This window comes from Paenibacillus sp. NN59 (assembly GCF_057597225.1).
The window spans coordinates 2,330,636-2,343,345 of record NZ_CP199678.1 but is presented as its reverse complement, the minus strand read 5'-3'; the positions used below and the strand labels follow the sequence as shown (position 1 = coordinate 2,343,345).

The 12,710-nt window shown below is 45.6% G+C and carries 10 protein-coding genes; all 10 read right to left on the bottom strand.

What is annotated here, in order from left to right:
- Window positions 1-32: 32 nt before the first annotated feature.
- Window positions 33-1,568, bottom strand: coding sequence for an ABC transporter substrate-binding protein (locus tag ACT89M_RS10475; RefSeq protein ID WP_308722067.1), 1,536 nt, complete (start codon window positions 1,566-1,568; stop codon window positions 33-35).
- 198 nt (window positions 1,569-1,766) lie between these two features.
- Window positions 1,767-3,380 carry a helix-turn-helix domain-containing protein gene (locus ACT89M_RS10470; protein WP_154960082.1) on the bottom strand — a complete coding sequence of 538 codons (1,614 nt, stop codon included), beginning with the start codon at window positions 3,378-3,380 and terminating at the stop codon, window positions 1,767-1,769.
- The gene (locus ACT89M_RS10465; protein ID WP_260510643.1) at window positions 3,380-5,158 is read right to left on the bottom strand and encodes a sensor histidine kinase; all 1,779 of its coding nucleotides are present in this window, start codon (window positions 5,156-5,158) and stop codon (window positions 3,380-3,382) included. Before ACT89M_RS10465 ends, ACT89M_RS10470 begins: the two co-directional genes overlap by 1 nt.
- Before the next feature lie 111 nt (window positions 5,159-5,269).
- Window positions 5,270-6,085, bottom strand: a complete 816-nt coding sequence (locus ACT89M_RS10460; RefSeq protein ID WP_308722069.1) for an alpha/beta hydrolase — start codon at window positions 6,083-6,085, stop codon at window positions 5,270-5,272.
- A gap of 27 nt (window positions 6,086-6,112) precedes the next feature.
- Entirely contained in the window at window positions 6,113-7,582 is a 1,470-nt protein-coding gene (gtfA, locus tag ACT89M_RS10455) for a sucrose phosphorylase (RefSeq protein WP_154960128.1), read from the bottom strand.
- Window positions 7,572-8,549 (bottom strand): carbohydrate kinase family protein, encoded by a 978-nt coding sequence (locus ACT89M_RS10450; RefSeq protein ID WP_221786537.1) that lies wholly within the window; start codon window positions 8,547-8,549, stop codon window positions 7,572-7,574. The genes gtfA and ACT89M_RS10450 overlap by 11 nt, the downstream gene beginning before the upstream one ends.
- Before the next feature lie 146 nt (window positions 8,550-8,695).
- Window positions 8,696-9,640 carry an alpha/beta hydrolase gene (locus ACT89M_RS10445; RefSeq protein WP_221786536.1) on the bottom strand — a complete coding sequence of 315 codons (945 nt, stop codon included), beginning with the start codon at window positions 9,638-9,640 and terminating at the stop codon, window positions 8,696-8,698.
- Window positions 9,641-9,832: 192 nt separating this feature from the next.
- Window positions 9,833-10,825 (bottom strand): LacI family DNA-binding transcriptional regulator, encoded by a 993-nt coding sequence (locus ACT89M_RS10440; protein WP_221786535.1) that lies wholly within the window; start codon window positions 10,823-10,825, stop codon window positions 9,833-9,835.
- An 86-nt stretch (window positions 10,826-10,911) separates the two neighbouring features.
- Window positions 10,912-11,736: a carbohydrate ABC transporter permease gene (locus tag ACT89M_RS10435; RefSeq protein WP_487345222.1), complete on the bottom strand. Its 825-nt coding sequence runs from the start codon at window positions 11,734-11,736 to the stop codon at window positions 10,912-10,914.
- The gene (locus ACT89M_RS10430) at window positions 11,736-12,617 is read right to left on the bottom strand and encodes a carbohydrate ABC transporter permease (RefSeq protein WP_090924368.1); all 882 of its coding nucleotides are present in this window, start codon (window positions 12,615-12,617) and stop codon (window positions 11,736-11,738) included. The genes ACT89M_RS10435 and ACT89M_RS10430 overlap by 1 nt, the downstream gene beginning before the upstream one ends.
- Window positions 12,618-12,710: the final 93 nt, after the last annotated feature.

Here is a 12,710-nt window from a genome sequence, read left to right as displayed (position 1 = left end):
ACAGCGCCCCACATTAAACGTTTATCCACGTTTTATTTCTTCTGCTGCGCGATCCACTCATCCAGCTGTTTCTGTTTGCTCGCAATAATATCCGAAGCTCCCGCATCATTTAATGCTTTTACGAATTGAGGAATCGTCGCATCAGGATCAAGAACACCCGTTACAAGCGCAGGTAAAAATTGATTGACCACATTGGTAACAGCACTCATTTGTGTCTTCACTTCACTCGGATCAAAGATAAATCCGAAGTACGGTGAGCGCTCTGTCTCCTTGTTCTCCTTCAGTTTCAACTCCACATCCGACCAATTAACGCCCTCCAGCTGGTATTGCAATGATTCCGAGCCTACAATCCCCGTGCTCAGCATCGCTGTATACGGAACGGTAGATGCATCCATGCCATCCGGGAACTTCACATGATGCTCATCTACTTTGACATAGTCCTCTCCTTCAATACCGTACAGAATCGTATTAATCAACTGCTGATCAGTATACAACATGTTCAGAAACTTGACGGAGCCTTCGGGAACCTTGGTTGTACTGGACACCATCCAGCTCACCAGATTAACTGCACCGGTATCAAAGTAGTACGGCACCAGACGTTTCATTTCGAGGTTTTTGCCCGTTTGTGCACTCAGCGCTTTAGCTGCTTCCATCCCGCTGTATCCGCCCAGGAAGGAAAAACCGCGCCCTGAAGCAATCGTATCGGAGAAAGAAATGGATGTCGTCGCGGCATCTTTCTCTAGAAACCCTTTTTCAAACCAATTTCTCATCATCTTGGTGCCCTGTTTGAATGCATCTGTGTCATAGAAATTTTGAACTTTTCCGTCATTACCTACAACCACACCAATACCGGTTGTATCTGACAGGAAATCGATCTTGTGCATCCCTTTAAGCGCCAGAACGAGATTGGTATCACTTGGATTCACATTGACTGGACCGAAGGGAATCACGTCTGGATGTTTTTGTTTGACTGCCTCAAATACAGCCGGCAGATCATCCAGTGACGTCATTTGATCCGCTGTAAGACCGGATTCCTTCAGCATGTCGGCATTGTATACGATGTTGGTTGGCAGCGACATGCCTTTATTTACCGGAACACCGTAAATATGTCCGTCCATCGTGGTTGCTTCAAGCAGATTCGGACCAAAGTCCTTTTCCAAAATCTGCGTCAACTCTTTACCATATTGCGGCAATAGTTCCTCCAGTGGGTATAACTGGTTTTTGGATGCATAGTTCGTGAATTGCCCCAACGTTGTGAACACATCCATTTGCTCACCACTTTGTAGTGCAAGATTTACTTTTTGAGCATAATCAGCCGGACCATATAGTCTGAAATCCACCTCAACCCCGATTTTCGGAACGGTAATGGCATTGATTGCGGCTGTAACTTTACTGATATCATCGGGAATACGGTTAAATGAAGGCATGGCGAACACCACTTTGTCCACCTTCTGTGAACCGTTCCCCTCTTGCGCACTTGAAGATGAAGATTCCGTCCCACATCCCGCCAGAAGAGAACCGCAAAGCACCAGTGACAGCAGGGAACCCCATAATCTCTTTGTTTTCATCTTGCTTCATGACCTCCTTATGTCGTGCTTGTATTCGTTTTCATTTTATAAAATTGGAGTGATTACAGCTTTAACAAAAACGGTCTGTTTTTTCGTAAAAACGGTTTAAATTTTGCATCAGTTCAGTTAAAACAAAAACCCTGCTTCAAAATGAAGCAGAGTCGTACATTATGGGCAAATGTCCCTGAATTCCAAACGTTAAACTCCATTCTTCTCCCGGTCATAACTTTGTCTGGATCTGTAGGCGTTGGGCGTTTCTCCTGTAAGCTTTTTGAAAACGGTAGAAAAGTATGAAATAGTTTCGTATCCGGTTTCCATCGCAATCTGTCCGATACTCAGGCGGCTTTCAATTAACATAAGTTTTGCCGCTTTAATTCGATAGTCATTCAGATATTCCTTCATCGTTAGTCCCGTTTCTTGTTTGAATACCTTCGCAAGATAGTCCGGCGTTAGAAATACACTAGCAGCCACTTCATCACGATTTAGATCCTTGGTGTAGTTGTCGTGTATATAACGCATCGCTTTATCGACAATACCTTCCGAACGTTGACTTTCCTTAATCGTTTCGACTGTACGTTCTGTGACAAGGTGAGCCCATTTCATAAAATCAAAAAGGCTGTGCTCCGATTTAACATACAACTGCTGCGCAAGCTGATCCGTAAACAGCTGATGTGCCTGTACGTTTTTCTTAGCCAAAATCGCATAAACCACTTGAAGGAAATCCTCACGTATCACTTGCAACGTTTCAGCATGCAGCTGGTTTTTGGCAACGAGTTGTTCCAAATCTTTTTTCAGCCGGTTCACAATCTGGGCTTTCTCCCGCTCGATAAACAAGCTGGTATACAACTCTGTATCCAGATCGTATCGTTCCGGTTGTTCTCGTTGAAATACGGTATGCTGTCCATGAACTTTGCCTCGAAACATCACATTTGAATGATCCATGCGTTCCAGTTCTGTCTTTACACCAGACAGCTCGTTAATCGGTTTCGCCTCGCTAATATAACAGGTTCCCATACATTTCAAGTATTCATTCATCAATTGAATCAGCAATGCAGCTCGTTCTTCTAGTTGAACCTGGCTAGTATCATCTTCGTCCAAAATAACAGCAACATACAACATGCTATTTTTCTGATAAGAAACAATCCGGTCATACTCAAGTCGCAACAGCATAATTTCGGAACTGAGATTGGCAAATGCATATCGAAACGTACTTTCATTCCATTTTTCATCGATCTCGGATAAAAATACACTTGCAAGCACCAGCACATACGACTGCTCTGTCTTGATCGTCAGCTCCCGTTTAAGAATCTCCCCCTGAATCAGATCGAGCCGGGGCGAGATGGTAGCCATCAGAATATCGGTCCAGAAGCTGGCCTCGACCAGTCCTTTATTTTTCAGCCACGCCATGCCGAATTTCTGATACTCTCCCATCTGCCTTCTCCACTTCAATCCACCCACCGCCTTCATGACAGCTGCCTCAAGCTTCTCCTGATTCAAGGGTTTGAGCAGATAAGAGTCCGCATTAAATGAAATCGCAGTGGAAGCAAAGTCAAAACTCTCGTGACACGTAAAAAATATAAATGCACAGTCATATCCTTGTTCCCTGATCCACTGAATCATCTCAATTCCGGAACCTCTCGGCATCTCAATGTCACAAATGACCAAATCGGGAATACCTGCGTCAAACAACGTCTGTGCATCCTGAACACAGTGAGCCTGTGATACTTCGTTAAAACCATATGCTGTCCAAGGGATAAGTTCTGTTAACACCTGAACCGTAGGGATATCGTCGTCAATCAACATGCACTTCATCAATTTTCCCCCACTCTAATGCTAGACTCAGAAATGGACACCGGAATCGTTTCGTTTGAAACAGGTATCCGTATTTCGATTTTGGCTCCTGAAGATTCCCCTCCGCTCGACAGCACCAGCAAATTATCCTGTTTGTATAATAACTGCAATGTTTTATGAATATTTGCGATGCCTACGTGCTCACCTTCATCCCCTGCCCTTATGGATGTTTGGAATTGTTGAAGCCACGCTTGCGGGAATCCTTCACCGTTGTCCTCAATCACGATCTGAACATAAGCCCCATCATCTGCTGTCCGCTCCATGTGTACCCGGATAAAAATAGATAACATTTCTCCATACGTAAGGGCATGTTTGAAGCAATTTTCCACAAATGTCTGAATCAACAGTTGCGGAATACGAATATCACCCGCTGCCGCTTCCAGGTCCGTCATATAAAAGATCTGATCCGGGTAGCGAATTTCCTGCATACGAATGTAATTTTCAACATGCCCCATCTCTTCATCAATGCTGACAAGCATCTGTTCCGCCTTGAACATATAACGGAGATGCTGGGATAACATCTGGATCATACGCCGAATTTCTTCATTCCGGTTTTGATAGGTGAGACTGGAGATGGTAGATATGGCATTCAGATAAAAATGAGGTCTGATCTGCATCTGTAACACTTTCAACTCTGCGCGGCTCTTCTCAATTTTCTCTTCATAGGATTGAATCTTCAGATGTGTAATCTCATGAACCATCGATTGGAATGCATGGAACAGTTTCATAAATTCAAGCGAATACTCTCTGGAAGGAGGAGGGAATAACGTCTGTCCTTTTTCAACTTCTTTGGCAGCTCGGACCAATTCCAGGATCGGACGAAGCATCTCCTTGGTGATAAATCTCATGACAAGCGGCACGACGACCATGGAGACGACACCCAGCACGATGATCAGCCATTGAATTAATTTCAGTCCGGAAAATACACTTTGTTTCGCAACGATATTGGTCATATGACCGAATTCGGCAATCGGTTTGCTCACAAAAAGGTAACGACTACCCAGCTCCTGCTCGGTCGCTGCCAAATCCTTTGTTATTGTCATGACATTTCCACTGACCGTTGTCAGAATACGACCATCTTGACCACTTAACATAAATTGGCTGGCTGAATCTGCTTCCCGACTTGTGCGTGAAAGTAAATGATCAGCCTGAACAAACGTCCCAAAGCTCACTTCCCCGTACGTGATACATTTGAACAAATAAAATACGTCGTTCACTTGTACAATGCTCCACTGACCTTCCTTATGATCCTGTATCTGAATGTCCCGCCAGTTCTGGTGCTTCAAAAAGTCGGATAAAGCCAGTTTATTCGAGGAATTGATCCGATTGCCAAACAAGGTCAGCAGTCTTTCATCACGTGCAATTTGAACAAACATGCCATCGCTGGCATAATTATTCGTCATTTTGGACTTGAGCGCGTTGATCAGCCGCATTTCTTTAAAGTAGTCCCCTTCGTGACCAGAACGTATATATTGCTCCCCATAGTCCCTGGCGAAATCGGCTTGATTCTCGAATACCTCCATCAGGTCTTTGGCGTAGATATCCAGGTTATTATGAATAGATTCCGTGTAGATCGCCAGTGTGTGTTCCGAATTGCTAACGATGTGATTCTGAACCACTTGGAGCGAATAAATGTTGCTCAAAAGAAGAGCTGCGAAGAGAATAACCAAAATAACCGTGATCTGGGTGTACAGTCTGAATACGATGCTTCTGTTACGGAATAAGTGTTTTCTCTTCATGCGTTCCCTCTTCTCTTGTCTTCCGTGCTTGACCGGATAATCAACCAGCCCCTGAACAGTCGCTGATGACACACGACCCCCAGAGGCTTGGTACAGATCTATGATAATTGCTTATTCGTTAGGCCGTCTGCCCTGTCCTGCCCATTCCAGTGCAAGAGCGATATAGACATTCCAAAAATCCCAGTCATGCACCCCCGGACTCTCCGTGTAGGTCACAGGAACATGCTCACGTTGCAGGAAATCCCGAAAACGTTGATTCACATCCAATAAAAAGTCCTCAGTGCCGCAGGCCATATAAATGTCAGGGATCGACGCGCCCTTTTTCTTTAACCGCATCACCAAAGCTTCCGGATCTTTATCACTACCTTGCAGCTGGCTCAGATCCCCGAAAACCCGGCTGAAGTATTTATAATCCGCTACTCCGTCAGAGTAACCCGGCTGCGCATTCGCTATTTTGTATGGCAAAATCGCCGAGGAGAGTGCAATGATGCCACCGAAATGCTCCGCATATTTCAGACCATTCCGGATCGCACCATACCCTCCCATCGACAATCCGCCGATATATGTGTCCTCACGGCGCATAGAGAGAGGAAATAACCTGCGTGTGAATTCTACCAATTCCTTGCCTACATATTGGCCGTAAAGATCACCCTTATCTTCATTATCCAGATAAAAATGATTTTCACCTGCCGGCATAAACACAGCGAACCGGTGCCGGTCAGCAAGCTCGCGAATACGCGAGAAGGTGATCCAGTCCCACTGGCTGCCAGAGTATCCGTTCAGCAGGTATATAGACTTCAGCGGCTCCTGTTCGTTCGCTACTTCGGACTGACCCGGAATGACAGGCAAGTCTAAAGGTAGCAGAGCATTAAACGATACCTCTCTGCGCATGCTTTTTGAGAAAAAGTTCACCTGTACTGTAGCCATTTTAGCAATTTCCTTCCTGATTATGGTTTAGATCCGATAAGCTTCGAGATGCCCTGACGGGTCCGTGTAGTGTATCATGGATTGATACGTTTGGAGGTCAACCGTCAGACTGCACTGTTGCCCTTCCAGCTTCCAGTTCAGACAGAGCTGATTATCCGGCGAATCCAGAACGCTGAATTCGCCCTGAAAAGCCTGATGGCTGTTGCGGAAGCGGATCAACTTCATAAGACGCTGCACCACTTTTTTGTCCAACTGCTGCTCGATATCCTCCATTGTGTAATTCTGCCGATTAATCTCTCGACCTTCACCCGTTTCGGCTACCCGTGCCAGATCATTCTTCCCGGCGAACAGTCCGACATAATAGACCTGGGGAATGCCTGGTACAAAAAACTGAATGGCACGCGCAGCCAGATAAGCATCATCATCCTCGTTCAAAGCACTGTAATATGTGCACCTGATCTGATGCACGTTGAAACCATCCTCTGACTTATGTTTATCTGACAGAATCAAGCTAAGGTTGGCTCCCCGCTCCAGACAGATATCCACCAGCCGCTGCGCCTCATCTGTGCGTATCAGTCCATCAAGATCGGGCTTGACCGGAATGCCGTCATGACAGTCCAGCATGGTGAACTGATTGGCAGGTCTGTCCGCCAGATAATGACGTAATTCCCGGCTTGAGCGGTTGACTAACGTCTCCAGCACCCGGTATGGCAATATAAAATCATAAATCCAGCAGCCAAAATCGGCCAGTTTGTACTGTACACTGTAATGGGCGTGAACCTCCGGCAACAACTCGATCTCCAGTTCGTCCGCTAGTGACTTCACCCAGTCAAGGAAAACGTAAATATCCGGTTCAACAAAGAAACAACTGGTCCCCAGCTTCTTTATAACATAGCCAACGGCATCCAGTCTCACAATTTTGACATTGTTACTTTTGAAGTTCTCAAAAAATGAACGCAGCAGTTGCTGTGTGATCGCCGCACGTATATCCAGATCAATCTGCTCTGAGGGGTCTGTTTTGCCAAACGTTGTCCATACCTTCTCCTCTTCACCGCTCTCATGGATTTTAAACGTAGAGTAGGGTACCTCACGACGCAAAAACATCTGGTCAATATCCTTCTGCACAGGCACTCCATCCGTCCAAACCTTATCCAGAGTCAAGAAGAGATCGGCATATTCGGATGATCGGCCTTTCAGCAGAAAATCCTGAAAATAAGGCGACTGCTGTGAAATATGGTTAACCATCAGATCAACCAGTATATCCGTATGTTCGCCTATTGATCGAATGTCATCCCATGTACCGAAGGCAGGATCAATCTCCAGATAAGTTAATGGAGCGAATCCACGGTCTCCTGATGAAGGAAAAGGCGGCAGAATGTGCACGCCTCCTGTAAACAGACCAGCCAGTTCGTTCTGAAGCAAATGATTCAGTGTACTCAGATTGCCACCAAGCGAATCCGGATAGGTAATTAACTGAACCTGATTTTTAAGCAAAATGCTCCCCCTCTTCCAGTCCATACTGTTCTCTGATTGCCCCCAGAGCTGGCAGTTCTACAATCGCACCGTGATACTTCAATTTGTACGCGCTTACAGCAAAACCCGATTTTAAGGCTTCCTGAACTGTGTAACCTTTTACCAGACCTGTATAGAACCCTGACCAGAACGCGTCACCCGCTCCTGTAGTATCTACAACCTTCGTTGCACAGGTCGCAAATTCCACTGTTTCTTGGCCATTCGAAACCAGTGCTCCCTCTTCACCTAACGTCAGAATGACCAGTCGTGCCCCTAACGCTAGAAAATGTTTCAGATGTTCCTCGGCAGATGCTTCACCAAAAAGACGATCTGCATCATCCTTGGAAGGTTTAATGAAATCCACCTGCGGAATAATCGATTGCACATAAGCCGCACCATCTTCTCCCGGTTGCCAGATCATCTTATGGAAATTGGGATCAAAACCGATCAATACACCATGCTTTCTTGCTTCAACAATAACCTTTTCAATGGTTTCTCTGGCAGGTTGGCGAGATAACGGCCAGCAAGAGAAATGAACGATTTTGGAATTGCGAAGCCATTCCACGAGAGTTGCCTCAAATGATAGTTGAAAATCAGCCGCCCGATAGAAAATCGGGACAGGTGTACCCTTGCTTTTGCTAACAACAACCATGCTTGTCGCTTCATTAACGCGCCGAACCCCGCCAGTATCCATGCCCGCTTCACCCAGACGATTCAGCAGAAAAGTGCCGAATCCGTCCTCCCCTACAGCTGAGACGATATGCGAACGGATACCCAGCCGATTGACATTAATGGCAATGTTGGAGGGGGAGCCTCCAACAAAACGCGTATACCCGTCAGAACCCAGATGATCACCATATTCATTCGATATCATGTCTACTAGCAGTTCCCCTATGGCCAAGAGATCATTGAAGCGATCCTCCAGTTTCATCCGTTCATCCAGCCCAATCATCCTGATTCCTCCCTGAACCAATCACGGTATTCATTCAAAAAGCTGTCACCTGACTGACATGACTCCTTTATTGTAGGGCTATCTGCTGTACAATACTTTCATTAAGACGATCACTTTTTTCAAAAATCAGAGGTTGCCCTCTCCGGTTAACGTTTTAACGCCTGAGCTAAACGCTCAATATACTCCGTTCGAATCAGCTGACTACTCTCTGCCTCGGGAGCAACATGCTCTGAAGCATGATAACACCCGGGATACAAGTGAAATTCAACCTTAACTCCTGCTCTGGACAGACGAGACACATACTCTAAGATCTCATCCCGGAACAGATCCAGCTCACCCACGCAAATATACGCAGGCGGCAGGCCTGTAAGATCGGTAGCAAGGCTGGGAGAAGCATATACAGGAACTTCAATGTTAAATTGGTGTCCGAGATACATCTTCCAGGCCGCTACATTATGCGCCCGATTCCATATCGAAGGATGTGTCATCTCATAGCTGGACGATGTGCCATTCCGATGATCCAGCATCGGATATAGCGGTAGCTGAAAGCACAGTTCAGGCCCTTTGCGATCTCTTGTCAAAAGGGTGAGGGCTACCGCCAGCCCGCCTCCTGCACTGGCTCCCCCAACGGCTATACGCTTCAGATCTATGCCTCGTGCCTCGGCTTCTTCTGACATCCATTGAAGTGTGCTATAACAGTCCTCAAGTCCTGCAGGATAAGGATGTTCGGGTGCCAATCGATAATTCGGAGAGACAACGATGCAATCAGCTCGAATCGCAAAATCTGTACAGAGCTGGTCATCCCCTTCTGGACTTCCCAGAATCATTCCTCCCCCATGAATCCATAGCAGTGCCGGCCTCTCTTGTGTATTCTCATGTACAGGTGAATAAATGCGCAGTTGCAGTTCGTTTCCATCCGATCCTTGAATATACTCATTTACGATTTGAACTGCGTCTGAAGTCTGATCAACTTGTGATACATTCGGATCTGCATTTTTACGTGCTCTCATCAGGTCTTCAGGCAGCTGTATAACTTCAAGTCCTAACAGACCCGCCCTTAGCTCCGGTGCAACTCTATTAATAAAATCCATTCTGTATCCCCCTGTCTCGATCCAATGTTTAATTAATGAAGCTATAGTCATGAACGATATAAGTTGAACAATCGATATATACAAGAACATTATTACGAAAAATATAATGAACAAAGATATGCTTACACCTTATATATCAACCGGTTGACATATATAGCAAACAAGAAGAGTGCTTTCTTGAAAGCACCCCTTCTATGTCGTTTCCCGCTCAATCAGCTGGACTGGGAACAGGTTTGTACCCGAAGCAATTTCTTCTCCCTGAATCTGTTGTAGAACCAAGCCGATGATTCGTTCAGCCATCTCCTGTATTGGCTGCCGTATACTACTCAGACGTGGACTGAGCAGAGAAGCGATTTTCACATCATCATAACCGATAATTCGCATATCCTCAGGGATACGTTTTCCCGCCTGGCGAGAAGCCTGCACAGCTTCAGCAGCGATGACATCACTGCTCGCAAATATACCATCAACGGCTGGATGCTGCTCCAGGAAGCCTATGATCTCCTCTTGAATCTCCAGCTCATCCCCGGCTGAAGCATCCAGTTGCAGATGAATCGGTTCAAGTCCTGCATGCTGCATCACGGCTTCATATCCTTGTGCTCGGCCATTTGCCAGCAAAGCGACATGGTGTGGCCCTCCAATCCCTCGATAGAGAAAGGCTGGCTGGCTGCAATTTTTATCAAGGAGTAGCTGCGTAGCCAGCCTGCCCCCCATCTCGTTATCCGAAGAAACGACCGGAATGTTGTCGGCCACTTCACGATCCAATGAAACAATCGGAAGATTCAGATTCAGGTAATGCTGTACATCAAGAACAGAACTGCCTGTAATGATGGCATCCACCTTGTTTTTTTTCAACATATCAATATATTTGCTTTCTTTACTAACATCTCGATTGGAGTTGCACAATAAAAGCTTATAACCAGAATTGTCCGCATAATACTCCAGATGATAAGTCATCTCACTGAAAAAAGGGTGGGATACATCTGGAATGATCAGACCAATCATATTCGATTTTTTACGAAACAAAGCTCTGGCCATCTCGTTGGGTTGATAATCAAGCTCTTTCATTACCCGATAGACCTTTTCGCGCGTTTCTTCGCTAATGTATCCTCTATTATTTAATACGCGGGACACGGTTGTAACCGATACTCCTGCTTTTTTGGCAACATCATCAATCTTGGGCATAACCGTTAACCACCTTGCTCTTTTTAATCCATTATAAGCTTAATCGTTTTCCATTTCACTCCAGTTCACTTCTTGGTACTTCAGTGCTATTTCAGTGCCCCCTCTGTAATCCCCTTGATAATCTGTTTTTGCAGAAGCAAATACATGATCAGTACCGGAATAATCGTCATAATCAACCCAGCCATGAGCGGCGCATAATCCACTGAATAGGACGAGAAGAAATTGTACGTAGATAGTGGTAATGTTTTGTGCTCCGGCGATAACAGCACCAGGCTTGGTAGCAAGTAGTCATTCCAGATCCATAACACATCCAGCACAATTAATGTCACAAATACCGGCCTTAACAAAGGAAGCACAATCTGGAAGAACGTCCGCATAAGCGAACTCCCTTCGATAAAAGCAGATTCTTCGAGTTCATAAGGGATACCCTTGATAAATCCATGGAACGTAAATACGCCAAAAGGTACACCGAAACCCAGGTACATAAACAGCAAGGTTATTTTGGAGTCGAGCAGACTCATATTGCCGTATAACATCACCAGTGGGATCATTAAAACTTGAAACGGAAGAGCAAGTGAAGCCAGCATCGCATAGAAAAGAATGCCATTCACACGCCATTTAAAACGAACAAACAGATACCCCGTCATGGATGAGAAAAAAAGAATCAGCAACACGGAGCCGACGGTAATCAGCAACGAGTTCAGAAATCCATCCAGAAAATTCATATTGTCAAATGCACTGACATAGTTGTCCAGTTGAATTCCCGTTGGCAACGATAACGGATTTTCTACGAACTGCTGGGTCGATTTGAATGAGTTCATAATAATCAACAAAAACGGCGTGAGAAAAAGAAACAGCAACACGTATAGTAGTATTTTCTTCAACGAAGGAAGGAATTGGCGGATCGACATCAGGACTCGACCTCCAATCTCTTCAGCAGATACGATTGCGTCAACGCAATAATGGCGACTACGGCGAAGAGCACCACAGCCTCCGCTTGACCGACCCCGTACTGGTTAGACAGAAATGCCTTTTGCACGATATGATAAGTCGCGAGCTCCGTAGAGTTAAACGGCCCCCCTTTGGTCAACGCAAGGTTAATATCATAGGTCAGGAACGATCGAGAAATCGAAATAAATACACAGATCACAATGGCTGGAATGGTGAGCGGTAACATGATCCGGCGTATCGTTGCCATGCGGCTTGCCCCATCGATGCTGGCAGCCTCGAGCACATCATTCGGAACCCCGGCAAAGCCGGCAATATAGATGATCATGAGATAACCAATCAACTGCCATGACGTTGTGATGACGAGCGCCCAGAAAGCTGTGTCTGTATTGGTTAACCAGGATGTTTCAAACCAAGACCAGCCATACTTTTGCCCTAAGTAAGGAAGTACTTGTGAGAACAAAGTCTGCCAAAGATATCCGAGAATGATGCCCCCAATCAGATTGGGTGTAAAAAAACCAGTGCGAAGCCATTGCTCGCCTCTCCCACCACCCGTCAGCACAAGAGCAATAAAAAAAGCAGCAGCGTTTGCGATAATGACAGTGAAAAATACATATTTAAGGGTAAACCATAATTGAGTCCAGAACACGGTATCCTGCCAAACCGCGATATAATTGGATATACCAATAAATGTGTTATCCCCGGTACGAACATCCCAATTGGTGAACGTAAGGTACAATCCAACGATGAACGGGATCACAACCACTGCGAGAAAAGCGACAACGGAAGGAGCTCCAAACAGTAAGAAGGTTCCCGCGTTTCTCATCCGTATTTTTCTATCCATGTTGACCTCCTGTGGTTCCCTTGGTAACGGCTTGATGAAAGATTTGATGAACGATTGGAATATTGGAGGATGCGCCCCCTGTATGGATGCACA